The organism is Pseudomonas borbori, from assembly GCF_900115555.1.
Taxonomy (GTDB): domain Bacteria; phylum Pseudomonadota; class Gammaproteobacteria; order Pseudomonadales; family Pseudomonadaceae; genus Aquipseudomonas; species Aquipseudomonas borbori.
In genome coordinates, this window is sequence record NZ_FOWX01000020.1 from 1 (window position 1) to 16773 (window position 16773).

Below are 16773 nucleotides of genomic sequence, written 5' to 3' on the forward strand. Positions count from 1 at the left end.
CGGGATGGGCGAACAGAAGTCAGCCGAGGCCGTAGTAGTTGCTCGAAACTGGAGTGACGAAGGGCTGAACCTGCCATGAGTGGACAGTCGGGTGTGATCTCTGTTGGATCGTAAAGCAGAAACTCCGCGTAGCGGGGGTCGAGACCATCAGGAGGTAGGAGCCGGAAGCTCCGAGGGCCGGTCTGGGCGCTTAGATACCGCAGGCGACACATCAACGGAACCAAGCTCGCTGACGCTGTTGGTTAGTAGGCAGGAACCGCCGTATACGGAACCGTATGTACGGTGGTGTGAGAGGACGGCGGGGGCAACCCCGCCTCCTACTCGATTCCCGTTCCTGGCGCCATGCCGCTGCGGCCTTTCGGTCCGCAGAAAACCCTGTTGCTTTCGCCTTCACGACCTGTACCGCGACCATAGTGGCTGGCTGGGGTCGGTGTCGTCGCGCGAGGATTTTCTAGGGGCTGCGGCAAACCGTCATCTTGTGTTCATCTGCCTGCTCTAGCTTGATTGGCATGCTCCTTGTAGAGCCTGGAGTAGCAGTCACGCAATCAAGCAGGAGGAACCGGCAATGGATGATTATCAAGAAGAGTTGCTCGAGTCGCGCGGCGTTGAGCAGGACCTGTCGGAGTGGGATGAAGACGCCACCGAGCTGTGATGGTGCGCGTCACACCTGCGCCGCTCGGCGTCAGGGCTCCTGGTTGGCCCTGCGCTGGCTGCGACGGAATTCGCCCGGAGTCTGCTGGCTCCAGCGTTTGAAGGCGCGCTGGAAGGCTTCGGCCGAGGCGAAGCCGAGCAGGTAGGCGATCTCGCCGAAGGCCAGCTCGGTGTCGCGGATATAGGCCATGGCCAGGTCGCGGCGGGTTTCGTTGAGGATGGCGCGAAACTGCGTGCCTTCCTCGGCCAGCTTGCGCCGCAGGGTCCAGCTTGGCAGTTGCAGGCGCGCGGCGACTTCCTGCAGGTCGGGCTCGCGGCCGTGCAGCAGCGGCCCGAGCAGGCGGGTGATGCGCTCGCGCAGGCTACGGGTGCGGGTCAGGTGCTCCAGCTCCCCTTCGCAGAGTTCCAGCAGCTGGCGCCAGGTGCTCGGGCAGTGCTCGGGATTGCGCAGGTTGAGCGTGCTCTGCTGCAGGCGCAGTTGATTGTGTTCGGCAGCAAACTCCACGGGGCAGTCGAACAGCTCGCCGTACTGTGCGCCGTAAGCGGGCGCGGGAAACTCGATCTGGATTTTTTCCACGCTCAGGCGTCGCCTGGCCAGGCTGCCCAGCTGCTGGGTCCAGCCGGCCAGCACCGAGTCGACCACGAAGCGGTTGTAGGCGTTGTACGGGCTGATCGAATAGAAGCGCAGCCAGGCGCCGCGGGCATCTTCGTGCAGGCTGGACTGGCCGCGGCAGTTTGTTGCATACAGCGGCTCGAAGCGGATCAGGGCGCGGGCCGCCTCGCGTACGGTTGGCGCCTGGGCTGCGGTGACGCCGGCCAGGCCGACCTGGCTGAGGCGGCTCAGGTCGCCCATCAGCAGGCCGAGGCCGGGTTCGCCGGTCAGTTGAATGGCCGCATGCCCCAGGCGCATGTAGCGTGGAATCGACAGGCGCGCGCCGGGTTCGGCCAGTCTGGCCGGGTCAAGGCCATAGTTCTCGAGCAGGGGCTGGGGATCCTGTCCAAGCTGGCGCACGGCATCGGCCAGGCTGTGGACGAAACCGACCGAGAGGTCGCCGAGGCGCACCCGTTGCGGTTTCACTCGGCGGCTATCCAGATGTTCAACAGATGACTGCCTGGCGCCGGGCTGGCTTGCTCGACCTCGCGGGGGATCAGCAGAATGTCCCGCGAGGCGCCGCCAATCGGCCAGTCCAGCTTGCCGCGCAGGAACAGCGCCGGGCTGCTCAGGTCGCCGTCGACCAGGTGCAGGCTGCTCTGCGGATAGCCGGGGCGCCAGTCGCGCTCGACCCGGTAATCCACTGTGCCGACGCTGAGGCGTTGCGCCGGGGTGGCGTCGGCACGCCAGGGCCAGGGTTCGAGGTGCGGGCTGCCCTGGATCGTGCCTTGTGGGGAAAACACCAGGCTGAGATTGCGCAGCGGGCCTTCGCCGCTGAGCAGCCGTCCATCCTCCACGCGCGGCTCGGGCAGCAGGATGGAGCCGGCCAGTAGGGTGACGCGGTACTCGCGGGCCAGCCCGCCGAACAGCTGCTGGTAGTCCTCGGCCATCTGCTCGGCCTTCATGCGTAGCAGGGCTTCGTCCAGGCGTTCGGCATCCAGGTTCAGCAGCAACGCCTCGATGGCCAGCAGCGGGTTGCCGAGCAGCAGCCAGTCGCGCACTTCCTGGCGGCTGCGCGCCTGATAGAACTCGACCTTCTCGCCACGGGCCAGCAGCCAGGTGCCGATGTGCTCGGGCAGCGCCACCAGGGTATCGGGGCCGAGCAGGCCGGCGTCCCGGGCGTTATCCAGGGCGGCGGCAAGCTTCAGGCGCAGGTGGGCCGGGCTCTGGTAATCCATGGGATAGAGCTGCGGGCGGATCAGCAGCAGGTTGCCACGTGTCTGCGCCGGGGCCGGCGCGCTGCTGATCGAGCTGCGCAGGTCGGACAGGTAATGGGCGGCCGGGCGCCGTTCGGCCCAGATCAGGAAGGCGACCAGGCAACTGCCGGCGATCAGTGCGATCAGGAGTATCGAGAGTTTACGGATCATGGCTACAGGGTAGGTCGATGAGTGGCGGTCTGCCAAGTTCTGGAGTTCATTTTGATCATAAAGTTGTGATTTTTGATCATTGAGGCGCCTGCTCCGGCTCTTTATCGTCTAGTGCATACCGACTGCGGTCCAGTTGAGACCACGGCATTCCGTGAAACGCATACGCTCGATGTGGAGATATCCATGACTGCTCGCTACCCGCACCTGCTCGCCCCGCTGGATCTGGGCTTCACCACCCTGAAGAACCGCACCCTGATGGGCTCGATGCACACCGGTCTGGAAGAGAAGCCGGGTGGCTTCGAGCGCATGGCGGCCTATTTTGCCGAGCGCGCCCGTGGCGGTGTCGGCCTGATGGTCACCGGCGGCATTGGGCCGAACGAAGAGGGCGGCGTGTACTCGGGGGCGGCCAAGCTGACCACCGCGCAAGAAGCGGAGAAGCACAGGGTCGTCACCCAGGCGGTGCATGAAGCCGGCGGCAAGATCTGCATGCAGATACTGCATGCCGGGCGCTATGCCTACAGCCCCAAGTCGGTGGCGCCGAGTGCGATCCAGGCGCCGATCAACCCGTTCAAGCCCAGGGAGCTGGACGAGGAGGGCATCGAGAAGCAGATCCAGGACTTCGTCACCTGCTCGCTGCTGGCCCAGCAAGCCGAGTACGACGGCGTCGAGATCATGGGTTCGGAAGGCTACTTCATCAACCAGTTCCTCGCTGCCCACACCAATCAGCGCAACGACCGCTGGGGCGGCAGCTACGCGAACCGCATGCGCCTGCCGGTGGAGATCGTCCGCCGGGTGCGCGAGGCTGTGGGGCCGAACTTCATCATCATCTATCGCCTGTCGATGCTCGATCTGGTCGAGGGCGGCAGCAGTTGGGAGGAGATCGTCCTGCTGGCCAAGGCCATCGAGGCGGCCGGCGCGACCCTGATCAACACCGGCATCGGCTGGCACGAAGCGCGCATTCCGACCATCGCCACCAAGGTGCCGCGCGCGGCCTTTACCAAGGTCACCGCCAAGCTGCGCGGCGAGGTGCAGATCCCGCTGATCACCACCAACCGCATCAACACCCCGGAAGTGGCCGAACAGGTGCTGGCCGAGGGCGATGCCGACATGGTCTCCATGGCCCGGCCGTTCCTCGCCGACCCGGAGTTCGTCAACAAGGCCGCCGAGGGCCGCAGCGACGAGATCAACACCTGCATCGGCTGCAACCAGGCCTGCCTGGACCACACCTTCGGCGGCAAGCTGACCAGTTGCCTGGTCAACCCGCGCGCCTGCCACGAGACCGAGCTGAATTACATCCCGACTACCACCGTGAAGAATATTGCCGTGGTCGGCGCCGGCCCGGCCGGGCTGGCTGCCGCGACCGTAGCCGCCGAGCGTGGCCACAGCGTGACCCTGTTCGATGCCGGCAGCGAGATCGGCGGCCAGTTCAACGTGGCCAAGCGGGTGCCGGGCAAGGAAGAATTCTTCGAGACCCTGCGCTACTTCAAGCGCAAGCTGGAAACCAGCGGGGTCGAGCTGCGCCTGAATACCCGGGTGTCTGCCGACGATCTGGCCCGGGGCGGCTTCGACGAGGTCATCCTGGCCACCGGTATCGCCCCGCGCACCCCGGCCATCCCCGGCGTCGACCATCCCAAGGTGATCGGCTACCTGGATGCCATCCTCGAGCGCAAACCGGTGGGGCAGACCGTCGCGGTGATCGGTGCCGGCGGTATCGGCTTCGATGTGTCCGAGCTGATCACCCACCAGGGCCAGGCCACCAGCCTCGACCGCGAGGCGTTCTGGCGCGAATGGGGCATCGACACCGCGTTGCAGGCCCGCGGCGGTGTGGCCGGCATCCAGGCCCAGCCCCACGCTGCGGCGCGCCAGGTGTTCCTGCTGCAACGGAAGAAATCCAAGGTCGGCGACGGCCTGGGCAAGACCACCGGCTGGATTCACCGCGCCGGTCTGAAGAACAAGCACGTGCAGATGCTCAATGCGGTCGAGTACCTCAAGGTCGACGATGCGGGGCTGCACATCCGTATCGGCGAGGGTGAGCCGCAGGTGCTGGCGGTGGATACCGTAATCCTGTGCGCCGGCCAGGATCCGTTGCGCGAGTTGCAGGACGGGCTGCTGGCAACCGGACAACGCGTGCACCTGATCGGTGGGGCCGATGTGGCTAGCGAGCTGGACGCCAAGCGGGCGATCGATCAGGGTTCGCGTCTGGCGGCGCAGCTGTGACGGGCGCGCCGAACTCGACTGCAGCGCTGGCAGTGCAGCCGGCGGTGGCCGAGGCGCTGGATAAATGGCATGCGATGATTGCGGCCGGCGATCTGAGTGGCTTACCGGCGCTGCTGCACCCGCAGGTGGTGTTCCGTTCGCCCATGGCCTTCAAGCCCTATGTCGGCACTGCGCTGGTGACCTTGATTCTTGGCACGGTAGTCAAGGTGTTCGAGGATTTCGTTTACCACCGTGAACTGGCCAGCGTCTATGGTTGCGATGTGGTGCTGGAGTTCGCCGCCAAGGTGGCTGGACGCGAGCTCAAGGGTATCGATATGATCCGCTTCGATGAACAGGGAAAGATTGTCGAATTCGAGGTGATGATCCGGCCAATGAGCGGCTTGCAAGTGTTGGGCGATGAAATGGCCAGACGTTTGGCGCCGTTGCTGTCGGGCCAAATGTCTTGATCGATTGCGGCTAACCCATCACAGTTTCGCTCCGTCGCCGGCTCGTTTTGCTCTGGCGGCCGAGCGACTGCCAACCCAGTCACATTGCCGGAGTCGGCTTTTCCCCTAGACTTGCCTGAATATAGGAACAGCGGCTGCAGTGCGGGCGTGGTCTTGCGTGCCAAACATCCCGCCAAGCCGTGGCGTGGCTATGAGCGGAGCGCCCGTGCTCCGGCGTGTTGCCCGCATTAGCTGATTCCAGCGTATTGGCCTAGAGGGAATCCGATGAGCATGCAGAACAAGCCGCAGATGGTTGAGGCCGTGATGTTCTTCAGTGAGCGTGGCGGTGTCTGCAAGCAGATGTTCTTTGCCGAGTTCGAGGCCTTGCTCGACGGCGTGGTCAACATGCCGGAATTCGCCGATCAGCAGATGCGCATTGCCTATGTGTCAATCAATCCGCGCCTGTTGATCCGCGCGGCAGTGTTCTTCTATCTGGACTTCGACGAGAAAGGCGCACCGGACTCGGGCTGGAATATTCCCCTGCAGCATCTGTCCGAGCGTGCCGGCCGCGGCCCCGACTTAGGCGCCGGACCCATTCGGCTGGCCTGCCGCAGTCAGTGCCCGGTGTCGTGGCATCAGATGCACCTGTGGGATCCGAATCTGGCACCTGGGCACAACGACCTGGTGCTGCTGCGTGACGCCGTCAAACGCAACAACCTGGGCTTGCTGATCGAGGATGACAGCACTCAGGCGCTTGCTCCCGAGCGCCTGCACATGGCGTCGGAAGACAAGTGGTATGCACCCGATGCCGCCGCGGAGGCGGCTGGTAAAGTCGCCGAGACCATGGATCAGGAACACCGCCTGAAGACCGCGCAACTGATCAAGCAGCAGCGCTTGCGCATCAGCAGTCTGAGTCAGCAGCATGAAGAGGAAGTGGCCAAGCTCAGGTTGGCTACTGAAGAGCAGAACCAGAGCCTGCAGGCGCAGGCGCGTGAGCTGGATCAGGCGCTGCGCCAACAGCAAGAGTTGAACGTCGACCTCAAGGCGCAATTGGCCGCGCAGGCGGCAAGCATGCAGGCATTGCGCGAGGAAGTGGCCGTGCAAATGCGCGAGCTGGAGTCTAATGAGCGGAGTGCAAGCGAGATTCTGCGAGAGCAGTTCGAGAATGAGCTGCAAGCAAAAATCGCCTCGGCGGTGGCCGAGTACAAGGAGCAAGTCGCCATTCGCGATGTCGAACTCGCCTACCGCAATGAGCAGGACGCGCAGTTGCACGAGGACGTCGAACGGCTCAAGCGTGAGCGTGACGAATTGGCCAGCCAGGGCGGTGGGCAGATTCTCGAGCGGTTGGCCAAGCTCGGTGTGGTCTTCGTGGTTTATCACCCCGGCGCCGGCCACCTGACCATTCCCTTGCAGGACATCGGCAGCTATCGGGACAACCCCATGGCCTACGCCGCGGCCAAGTGCTTCGTTTCCGAAGTGCAGTACCGCCAGTGGCTGGCACACTACCAGCAACCGAGTTGTGAGGCGCTGCTGCCCAGCGGTCAGCGCTGCGCCATCCCGATCGACCGGGTCGACACCCCGAGCCGTTTCAGCGTTGGCAACTCCAACTGCTGCGAGCGGCACAAGTCCGCTAGTCGCTTGCGTACAGTCGGCTAAGCCTTGCCGCTGGTTGCCCCCGCTTGGGCGCCCAAGGCGCCGCTTCAGCCATTGCGACTGGACTGGCTGGCGCTGGCCGGCGTCGAGCTGGCGGTGTTGCGTCTGGATCTGATCGACCCGCTGATCAGCGGCAACAAATGGTTCAAGCTGGCGCCCTACCTGCAGGCGGCCTGCGCTGTCGGCGCCGAGGGGCTGATCAGTCTCGGCGGCGCCCATTCCAATCATCTGCATGCGCTGGCCGCTGCGGGCAAGCGCTTCGATTTTCCGACCGTGGGTTTGCTCCGCGGCACGCCGCAGGACACGCCTACCGTGCGCGATCTGCAGCGCTACGGCATGCAGCTGCACTGGCTGGGCTATGGCGGCTATCGTGCCCGCCATCGGCCGGGTTTCTGGGAGCCGTGGCGTGAGCGTTACCGCAGCCTGCATCCGGTGCCCGAGGGTGGCGGTGGCTTGCTGGGGGCCCTGGGCTGTAGCGGGCTGGTGAGTCAGGCGCAGGAGCAGCTGACAACGCTCGGTTGGGCGGACTATCACGGCTGGTGGCTGGCTGCGGGCACGGGAACGACCCTGGCGGGCCTGGTGCTGGGCGAGGCGGGTGCTCATCCGGTCTATGGCGCGCTGGCGGTGCCCGACGATCATGGCGTGGCGCAGCGGGTGCGGGCGATTCTCGACGAGGCGCAGGCGGCGGATTGCACCTACCAGTTGCTGGATGCCAGTCGCGGCGGTTTTGCCAAGGTCGATGCGGCGCTGCTGGAATTTCTCCTCGCCAGCGAGGCGGCCAGCGGGCTGGCGCTGGAGCCGCTGTATACGGCCAAGGCCCTGATGGCGTTGCGTCAGCGCGTCGAGGCCGGTTACTTTGCTCGCGGCAGTCGTCTGCTGTTCGTGCATACCGGCGGCTTGCAGGGACGCGCCGCGGCGTTGCGCCAGTATCAACGGTCGTGCACACGCGCTATTGGCGCGTCTTCCGAGTCTTGACCAGCGGAGCCTGGATACCCATGAACGCCCCCCTGAACCCCGAGCAGTTGCGCAGTTTTACCCCGCTCAATGTGCTGTCCGAACAGCAGTGGCGGGAGCTGCGCCGTCAGTTGGTACCGCAGCCGCTGCTGGCCGGACAACTGCTCTTTCGCCACGGCGAACAGACGGGCCTGACCTACTACCTGCTCGCTGGCGAGCTGCTGCTGCAGACGGCCGATGGCCAGCAGCAGCGTCTGCTCGCCGGCAGTGCGGCCAGTTGTCACCCGCTGTCGCCGAGCTTGCTGCGTCTGCATGAGGTGCGTGCCGCCACCGATGCCAGCCTGCTGGCGGTGGACACGGCAACCCTCGACCGGCTGCTGACCTGGCGCCTGGCCTATCAGGATTTGCTCCTCGAGCTTGGTCAGAAGCATGCCGATGTGGAGTGGCTGGAGCGACTGCTGCAGAATCCCCTGTTCGCCAAGGTGCCGCCGAGCAATGTGAGTAGCATGCTTGAGCGCCTGCAGCGCATCGAGCTGGCAGCGGGCACCACCCTGTTGCGTGAAGGGGAGTCCGGCGCTTGTTGTTATTTTCTCGAAAGCGGTCGTGCCGAAGTGATTCGCGGTGCCGGTAGCGAGCAGCAGGTATTGGCCGAGCTGGAAGTGGGCGCCTGTTTCGGTGAGGAAGCCCTGCTCGCCGATCGCCCGCGCAATGCCACTGTGACCCTGCTGGAGGAGGGCGTGGTGTTGCGCCTCGCTCGGCAGGATTTCTTCTCGTTGCTCAAGGCTCCGGTGGTCGCCGAAGTCTCCCTGGGCGAAGCGGCGCGCCTGCTGGCGGCCGGCTCCCAGTGGCTGGACGTGCGCCTGCAAGAGGAATACGAGCGCGGCCATGCATCGGAGTCCCTGCATATGCCGTTGCAGCTGCTGCGCCTGAAGGCGCGGCTGCTGGATAGGGCGCGCACCTATCTGTGCTATTGCGACAGTGGCAAACGCAGCGCCAGTGCGGTGTTCTTGCTGGCGCAGCTGGGCTACACCGCCTATGTCCTGCGCGATGGCTTGGACGTGTTGCCGGCCGTGCAGCGCGATGCCTTGCTCTGCGAAAGCGGCTCGGGCTACCTGGCGCGCTCGGGCGGGCGTACCGAACGCAGCGGCTGACAATTGTCCTTGGCGCTAGATCGCTGCGGGTTCGGCAATGCTTGTCGGCCAATCGTCGCTGACCAGAAACAGCCGCTCCACCTCCTGCCAGTCGTCCTGCGGGCCGTGCTGCAGCCTCACCAGTAATTGCGCCTTGGCCTGCGGCTGCAGGGCGTGTAACCAGTCATGCAACCTCTCGGCGGGCCACAGCTCGGCCCGGCCAACGCGCGCGGGCGCCAGCCAGGCCGCGCGTGGCAAAGGCTGCCAGCAGCCGTCGCTGTTCTGCGCGGCGAAAGCTGGCCAGTCACGCCGGTACAGCCAGCGCCCAGTCAAGTGCTGCGGATTGGCGCCCGCAGGCGGCAGGCACGGTTTCGGCCAGGGGTAGAACAGGTAACCGCCGAGCCAGAGCGCCGCCTGGGCATCGTCCAGGTCGAGTTCGGCCAGCGCCGGGCGCGCTTCGCCGCGGGCCGACATGGGCAACTGGTGCTGGCTGAGATGGTCGAGCTTGATATCCAGGCGGTCATGGCTGCCCGGGCCGATCCAGTGGGCGAGTTCGGCGCCGCTGTGCTGTTGCGGGCCGAGGTAGAGTTTGATCGCCAGTTCCAGGTGGTGCACGCCTTCCTCGTCGCGCAGCAGCAAGTCGAGTTCGCCGAGGGTCTGGCCGTTTTGGCGGATCGGCAGGTTGGCCGCCAGCAGCTCGATACCGGGGGCGGCGTGCAGGGCGAATTGCCAGAGACGTTCGTAATACAGGCCCAGGCGCCGCACCGAACTCTGTGCCAACCAGTCCGACAGGCCGCCTGGATCCTGGTCGAGGCGGGTCAGCCAGTCGGCCAGCAGGCCGGGCGCACGGCCCCATTGGCTGGCGCTGAGCGGGTGGCGTTGCGGCCACGGCAGGCTGCTCAGCAGCGGCGGCGAGAGCAGCACCCAGGCCAGATCCCGCACCACGGGTTGGCGCAGTTGCTGCTGCAGGTCGGTAAGCGCGGGAAAAGGTGTCATGGTTCGAGCATAGCGCCAAATCCTGGCGCGGCGGTTGCGGTTTGGTTTGGTGCAAATGCCGCGAGTTTGCCGCTGCCGCAGGCTTTCGCCCATAATCGAACCTCTCTAGATCCAGAGCCTGCGGGAGTCCCATGGACCAATTTCGTAATATCGGCATCATCGGCCGTCTGGGTAGCACCCAGGTGCTGGATACCATCCGCCGGCTGAAGAGGTTTCTGCTCGACCGTCACCTGCATGTGATTCTCGAAGACACCATTGCCGAAGTACTCCCGGGTCATGGCTTGCAAACGTCCTCGCGGAAGATTCTCGGCGAGGTCTGCGATCTGGTTATCGTCGTTGGCGGCGACGGCAGCATGCTCGGCGCGGCCCGGGCGCTGGCGCGGCACAAGGTGCCGGTGCTGGGGGTTAACCGCGGCAGCCTGGGCTTTCTCACCGATATCCGTCCGGATGAACTGGAACTCAAGGTCGCCCAGGTGCTGGAAGGCAACTACCTGACCGAGAACCGTTTTCTGCTGGAGGCCGAAGTGCGCCGGCATGGCGAAGCGATCGGCCAGGGCGATGCGCTCAACGACGTGGTGCTGCACCCGGGCAAATCGACGCGGATGATCGAATTCGAATTGTTCATCGATGGCCAGTTCGTCTGCAGCCAGAAGGCTGACGGCCTGATCGTCGCCACGCCGACCGGCTCTACGGCCTATGCGCTGTCCGCCGGTGGGCCGATCATGCATCCCAAGCTGGATGCCATGGTCATAGTGCCGATGTACCCGCATACCTTGTCCAGCCGGCCGATCGTGGTGGATGGCAACAGCGAGCTGAAGATAGTGGTGTCCAAGGATCTGCAGATTTACCCGCAGGTTTCCTGCGATGGCCAGAATCACTTCACCTGCGCGCCGGGCGATACCGTCACGGTGAGCAAGCGGCCGCAGAAACTGTGCCTGATCCATCCGCTCGATCACAACTACTACGAGGTCTGTCGCAACAAGTTGGGTTGGGGCAGTCGGCTCGGGGGCGGGGGCGACTGAATGCACCTCGATCCCGCGCGTGGCTACGACCTGATTGGCGACATTCACGGTTGTGCACTGACCCTCGAGCGCTTGCTCGATAGCCTCGGTTATCGGTGCCAGGGTGGTGTCTGGCGTCATCCGCGGCGCATGGCGATTTTTCTCGGCGATCTGGTCGATCGTGGTCCGCGTATCCGTGAAGCCCTGCATCTGGTGCATGCCATGGTCCAGGCCGGCGAGGCGCTGTGCATCATGGGCAACCACGAATACAACGCTCTCGGCTGGAGTACCCTGGCCGCGCCCGGCAGCGGCCAACACTATGTGCGCGAGCACACGCCGCGGCACGCGCGGCTGATCAAGGAGACCCTGGAGCAGTTCGCCGCCTATCCCGCGGAATGGTCCGAGTTTCTCGCCTGGTTCTATGAGCTGCCGCTGTTCATCGACGCCGGGTATTTCCGTGTGGTGCATGCCTGTTGGGATAGCGATCTGATCGAGCCGTTGCGCGCGCAGTTCCCCGATGGCTGCATCGACGAGCACTTCCTCCAGGCCTCGGCCGTGCCGGGCAGTTTTGCCAATACCGCACTGGATCGACTGCTGCGCGGTACCGACATGCGCCTGCCGCACGGCTTGACCTTGACCAGTGGCGAGGGATTTACCCGTGCGCATTTCCGTACCAAGTTCTGGGAGGAAGACCCGCAGACCTACGGCGATATCGTCTTCCAGCCCGATGCCCTGCCGGAACTGGCCGCGCAGACGCCGCTGAGCGAACTGCAAAAAGACCAGTTGCTGCGCTATGGCGCCGATCAGCCACTGCTGTTCGTCGGCCACTACTGGCGTAGCGGTAAGCCGGCGCCGATCCGCCCCAACCTGGCCTGCCTGGATTACAGTGCGGTGATGTACGGCAAGCTGGTGGCCTATCGTCTGGATCAGGAAACGCGCCTGGATCCGCACAAGTTCGTCTGGGTCGACGTCCAGCGCCCGGAGGCTCCGCGGTGAGTCCGGTTGCCGTCCTGCGTCTGCCGATCCAGGCCGATCTCAGCGGCTTTATTGCCCTGCTGCGGCGTTTGCAGGTACCGCACCGGGTCGCCGAGGAGGCTGGCGAACAGGTGCTCTGGGTCCCGGACGAATTGGCCGAGCAGGTGCGCGATCTGTATCTGCGCTACCCGCAGGGCGATGCGGCGCTGCAGTCGCCTGCGTCGTCGCAGGCCGCGGCGGGCTTGGTCCGGCAGTTGCGCGCCAGCCCGCTGACGGCCAGCATGCTCGGACTGACCCTGCTGGTGGCCGCACTGACCGCGCTGGGCGACAATTTTGCGGCGATCCGCTGGTTGAGTTTCGTCGATTTCCGCATTCAGGGCGATTACATCTATTTCGCCTACCTGGCCGAGATGCTCGAAACGCGGCAGTGGTGGCGCCTGGTCACGCCGATGCTGATTCATTTCGGCCTGCTGCACCTGGCGATGAATGCGCTCTGGTACTGGGTGCTGGGGCGGCGCATCGAGGCGCGCCAGGGGCCATGGATGCTGCTCGGGCTGACGCTGCTGTTCAGCCTGGCCTCCAATCTGGCCCAGTACAGTTTTTCCGGGCCGGCCTTGTTCGGCGGCCTGTCCGGTGTGCTCTACGGCCTGTTGGGGCATTGCTGGCTGTTCCAGCGCCTGGCCCCCACGGCCGAGTATCAGCTGCCGCGGGGGGTGCTGGTGATGATGTTGGCCTGGCTGCTGATCTGCATGACCGGGATCTTCGAGCTGCTGCAGTTCGGCGCGATTGCCAATGCCGCCCATGTCGGCGGGCTGCTCGCCGGTTGCGTTACCGGTCTGCTCGGCGGCGTGTTGGCGCGCCAGCGCAGCTGACAGCCTGTTAAACTGCCGCATCGTATTTCGGAGGTAGCCATGTCGTCCTTTCTCGAAGCAATCGAAAACATCACCCCGCAGATCTACCAGAGCCTGAAACTGGCGGTGGAAATCGGCAAATGGCCCGACGGGCGCAAGTTGTCCCTGGAACAGAAGGAACTCAGCATGCAGGCGCTGATCGCCTGGGAGTTGCAAAACCTCCCCGAGGAACAGCACACCGGCTACATGGGCGGCCAGGCCTGCGGCTCCAAGTCAAAGGCCAGCGCAGAGACCGAGCCGAATCCGCAGTTCAAGGCCCTGCACTGATGGCCGAGTTGGCCCGCGGTGCCCTGAGCAAGATGGCGGCGCGCCTGGATGCGCCCGTGCAGTACGCCTTTCGCCTGGACGAGCAAGAGCTGGCGGTCAACCCACTGCTCGGCAAGACCCTGCGCCTCGAGTACCTCGGCGCCATCCATTGCAGCCACTGCGGGCGCAAGACCAAGACCAGTTTCAGCCAAGGCTACTGCTACCCCTGCATGCAGAAGCTGGCGCAGTGCGATATCTGCATCATGAGCCCGGAGCGCTGCCACTACGACGCCGGCACCTGCCGCGAGCCGAGTTGGGGCGAGCAGTTCTGCATGACCGACCATGTGGTCTACCTGGCCAACTCCTCGGGCGTGAAGGTCGGCATCACCCGCGCCACGCAGATTCCGACGCGCTGGATCGATCAGGGCGCGAGCCAGGCCTTGCCGATCCTGCGGGTGGCGACCCGCCAGCAGTCGGGCCTGGTCGAAGACCTGCTGCGCACACAGGTCGCGGACAAGACCAACTGGCGCGCCTTGCTCAAGGGCGACGCGTCGCCGGTCGACCTGCCGGCAGTTCGCGAGCAGTTGTTCGCCAGCTGCAGCGCCGGGCTCACCGAGTTGCAGCAACGCTTCGGCATTCAGGCGATTCAGCCGCTGAGCGACCAGCAGGCGCAGGACATCCGTTACCCGATCGAGGCCTACCCGGCGAAGATCAGCAGCTTCAATCTGGACAAGAACCCGATCGCCGAAGGGACCCTGCTCGGCGTCAAGGGCCAGTACCTGATGTTCGACACCGGCGTGATCAATATCCGCAAGTACACCGCTTATCAGTTGGCCATCCACCAGATCGCCGCCTGACCACCACTTGCAGCCTGAAGCTTGCCGCTTGAAGCTGCCGCGAAGAGGCCTCCCATGCGCACCGAACAGCCGAAGATGATCTACCTCAAGGACTATCAGGCACCGGACTACCTGATCGACGAGACGCACCTGACCTTCGAGTTGTTCGAGGATCACAGCCTGGTCCACGCGCAACTGGTGATGCGCCGCAACCCCGAGCGCGACACCAAGGAGCTACCGCGGCTGGTGCTGGATGGCCAGGAGCTGGAATTGTTGTCGCTGTCCATGGATGGTCAGCAGTTGAGCGCCGCGGCCTATCAAGTGAGCGACAGCCACCTGAGCCTGCAACCGAAGAGCGCCAGCTTCGTCATCGACAGCAGCGTGCGCATCCACCCGGAGCGCAATACCGCCCTGGAAGGCCTGTACAAGTCCGGCAGCATGTTCTGCACCCAATGCGAGGCCGAGGGTTTCCGCAAGATCACCTACTACCTCGACCGCCCGGACGTGATGAGCAAGTTCACCACCACGGTCAGCGCCGAGCAGCACAGCTACCCGGTGCTGCTGTCCAACGGCAACCCGATTGCCAGCGGCCCGGAGGAAGGCGGCCGGCACTGGGCGACCTGGGAGGATCCGTTCAAGAAGCCGGCCTACCTGTTCGCCCTGGTCGCCGGCGACCTCTGGTGCGTGGAAGATACCTTCACCACCCTGAGCGAGCGGGAAGTGGCGCTGCGCATCTACGTCGAACCGGAGAACATCGACAAGTGCCAGCACGCCATGGACAGCCTGAAGAAGTCGATGAAGTGGGACGAAGAGGTCTATGGTCGCGAGTACGACCTGGACATCTTCATGATAGTCGCGGTCAACGACTTCAACATGGGCGCCATGGAGAACAAGGGTCTCAACATCTTCAACTCCAGCTGCGTACTGGCCAAGGCCGAGACCGCCACCGATGCCGCCCACCAGCGGGTCGAAGCGGTGGTGGCCCACGAGTACTTCCACAACTGGTCGGGCAACCGGGTGACCTGCCGCGACTGGTTCCAGCTGTCGCTCAAAGAAGGCTTCACCGTATTCCGCGATGCCGAGTTCAGCGCCGACATGAACTCGCGCACGGTCAAGCGCATCGAGGACGTGGCCTACCTGCGCACTCACCAGTTTGCCGAGGATGCCGGCCCCATGGCCCATCCGGTGCGTCCCGAGTCCTTCATGGAGATTTCCAACTTCTATACCCTGACCGTCTACGAGAAGGGTTCGGAAGTGGTGCGCATGATCCGCACCCTGCTCGGCGACGCGGGCTTTCGCCAGGGCAGTGATCTGTACTTCGCGCGCCACGATGGCCAGGCGGTAACCTGCGACGATTTCATCAAGGCCATGGAAGACGCCAATGGCGTCGATCTGACTCAGTTCAAGCGCTGGTACAGCCAGGGCGGCACGCCGCGTCTGGCCGTCAGCGAGGCCTACGATGCCGCCGCCAAGACCTACAGCCTGAGCTTCCGCCAGAGCTGTCCGGCCACGCCGGGGCAGCGCGAGAAGTTGCCCTTCGTCATCCCGGTCGAGCTGGGCCTGCTGGACGGACAGGGCGGCGAGATGCCGTTGCGCCTGGCGGGCGAGGCGAGCGCCGGTGGTACGTCGCGGGTGCTCTCGATCAGCGAGGCCGAGCAGCTGGTGACCTTTGTCGATGTGACCGAGCGGCCGCTGCCGTCCTTGCTGCGCGGCTTCTCGGCGCCGGTCAAGCTGAGCTTCCCTTACAGCCGCGATCAGTTGATGTTCCTCATGCAGCACGACAGCGACGGCTTCAATCGCTGGGAGGCCGGCCAGCAACTGTCGGTGCAGGTCCTGCAGGAGTTGATCGGCCAGCATCGGCGCGGCGAGACGCTGGCCATGGACCAGCGCCTGGTCAGCGCCCTGCGTGCGGTGCTGGAGAATCAGGCGCTGGACCAGGCCATGGTCGCCGAGATGCTCTCCCTGCCGGGCGAGGCCTACCTGAGCGAGATCAGCGAGGTGGCCGATGTCGATGCCATCCATGCGGCGCGCGAATTCGCCCGCACCCAGTTGGCCGAGGCCCTGTTCGAGCCGCTGTGGCAGCGTTACCAGGCCAACCGCGCGATCTCCCGCGGCAGCGCCTATGTCGCCGAGGCCGAACATTTCGCCCGGCGCAGCCTGCAGAACATCGCCCTGTCCTACCTGATGCTCGGCGCCAAGCCCGAGGTGTTGGCCGCCTGCCTGGAGCAGTTCGAGGTGTGCGACAACATGACCGAGCGCCTGGCGGCGTTGGCAGTGTTGGTCAACTCCTCGTTCGATGAGGAGAAGGCCAAGGCTTTGGCCAGCTTTGCCGATTTCTTCAAGGACAACCCCCTGGTCATGGACCAGTGGTTCAGCGTGCAGGCGGCCTGCAGCCTGCCGGGCGGCCTGGCGCGGGTACAGCAGCTGATGGCGCACCCGGCCTTCACCCTGAAGAACCCGAACAAGGTGCGCGCCCTGATCGGGGCGTTCAGCGGGCAGAACCCGGTCAACTTCCATCAGGCCGACGGCAGCGGCTACCGCTTCCTGGCCGATCAGGTGATCACCCTCAATGCCCTCAACCCGCAAATCGCCTCGCGCCTGCTCGGGCCGCTGACCCGCTGGGGCAAATACGATGACGCGCGTCAGGCCCTGATGAAGGCCGAACTGGAACGGATTCTCGCGTCTGGCGAGCTGTCCAGCGATGTCTATGAGGTGGTCAGCAAAAGCCTCGCCTGACAGCTGCGGTGCCTCCCTGGTGT

The 16773-nt window shown here is 64.8% G+C and carries 14 protein-coding genes; 11 read left to right on the forward strand and 3 right to left on the reverse strand.

The window, feature by feature from the left end:
- Positions 1-682: 682 nt before the first annotated feature.
- Positions 683-1729, reverse strand: coding sequence for an AraC family transcriptional regulator (locus BM315_RS15095; protein WP_090502414.1), 1047 nt, complete (start codon positions 1727-1729; stop codon positions 683-685).
- On the reverse strand, positions 1726-2670 hold the full coding sequence (locus BM315_RS15100) for a carbon-nitrogen hydrolase family protein (protein ID WP_244527311.1): 945 nt from the start codon (positions 2668-2670) through the stop codon (positions 1726-1728). The genes BM315_RS15095 and BM315_RS15100 overlap by 4 nt, the downstream gene beginning before the upstream one ends.
- Before the next feature lie 183 nt (positions 2671-2853).
- Here BM315_RS15100 and BM315_RS15105 point away from each other — a divergent pair, with 183 nt between their 5' ends.
- The 5 genes from BM315_RS15105 to BM315_RS15125 all read left to right on the forward strand — a co-directional run bounded on the left by BM315_RS15105 (position 2854) and on the right by BM315_RS15125 (position 9070).
- Positions 2854-4887, forward strand: a complete 2034-nt coding sequence (locus tag BM315_RS15105; RefSeq protein ID WP_090502416.1) for an NADPH-dependent 2,4-dienoyl-CoA reductase — start codon at positions 2854-2856, stop codon at positions 4885-4887.
- Between the two features lie 74 nt (positions 4888-4961).
- Entirely contained in the window at positions 4962-5333 is a 372-nt protein-coding gene (locus BM315_RS15110; RefSeq protein WP_090502542.1) for a nuclear transport factor 2 family protein, read from the forward strand.
- Positions 5334-5597: 264 nt separating this feature from the next.
- Positions 5598-6968 (forward strand): chromosome partitioning protein ParA, encoded by a 1371-nt coding sequence (locus BM315_RS15115; protein WP_090502418.1) that lies wholly within the window; start codon positions 5598-5600, stop codon positions 6966-6968.
- A gap of 3 nt (positions 6969-6971) precedes the next feature.
- Positions 6972-7940, forward strand: coding sequence for a 1-aminocyclopropane-1-carboxylate deaminase/D-cysteine desulfhydrase (locus BM315_RS15120; protein WP_425287789.1), 969 nt, complete (start codon positions 6972-6974; stop codon positions 7938-7940).
- Between the two features lie 20 nt (positions 7941-7960).
- Positions 7961-9070 carry a cyclic nucleotide-binding domain-containing protein gene (locus BM315_RS15125; protein WP_090502420.1) on the forward strand — a complete coding sequence of 370 codons (1110 nt, stop codon included), beginning with the start codon at positions 7961-7963 and terminating at the stop codon, positions 9068-9070.
- Between the two features lie 15 nt (positions 9071-9085).
- Here the strand turns inward: BM315_RS15125 and BM315_RS15130 are convergent, their stop codons facing one another.
- On the reverse strand, positions 9086-10045 hold the full coding sequence (locus BM315_RS15130; RefSeq protein ID WP_090502544.1) for a DUF1853 family protein: 960 nt from the start codon (positions 10043-10045) through the stop codon (positions 9086-9088).
- Between the two features lie 131 nt (positions 10046-10176).
- On the opposite strand from BM315_RS15130, the gene BM315_RS15135 reads away from it, so the two are divergent.
- The 6 genes from BM315_RS15135 to pepN are packed head-to-tail and all read left to right on the forward strand — an operon-like array spanning position 10177 to position 16750.
- Positions 10177-11067: an NAD(+) kinase gene (locus BM315_RS15135; protein ID WP_090502422.1), complete on the forward strand. Its 891-nt coding sequence runs from the start codon at positions 10177-10179 to the stop codon at positions 11065-11067.
- Positions 11068-12042 carry a metallophosphoesterase gene (locus tag BM315_RS15140; protein ID WP_090502424.1) on the forward strand — a complete coding sequence of 325 codons (975 nt, stop codon included), beginning with the start codon at positions 11068-11070 and terminating at the stop codon, positions 12040-12042. It begins immediately after the preceding gene.
- Positions 12039-12893, forward strand: a complete 855-nt coding sequence (locus BM315_RS15145; protein WP_090502426.1) for a rhomboid family intramembrane serine protease — start codon at positions 12039-12041, stop codon at positions 12891-12893. The genes BM315_RS15140 and BM315_RS15145 overlap by 4 nt, the downstream gene beginning before the upstream one ends.
- 39 nt (positions 12894-12932) lie before the next feature.
- Positions 12933-13199 carry a YeaC family protein gene (locus BM315_RS15150; protein WP_090502428.1) on the forward strand — a complete coding sequence of 89 codons (267 nt, stop codon included), beginning with the start codon at positions 12933-12935 and terminating at the stop codon, positions 13197-13199.
- Positions 13199-14035, forward strand: coding sequence for a DUF2797 domain-containing protein (locus tag BM315_RS15155; RefSeq protein WP_090502430.1), 837 nt, complete (start codon positions 13199-13201; stop codon positions 14033-14035). Before BM315_RS15150 ends, BM315_RS15155 begins: the two co-directional genes overlap by 1 nt.
- A 54-nt stretch (positions 14036-14089) precedes the next feature.
- Positions 14090-16750, forward strand: coding sequence for an aminopeptidase N (gene pepN, locus BM315_RS15160; protein WP_090502432.1), 2661 nt, complete (start codon positions 14090-14092; stop codon positions 16748-16750).
- Positions 16751-16773: the final 23 nt, after the last annotated feature.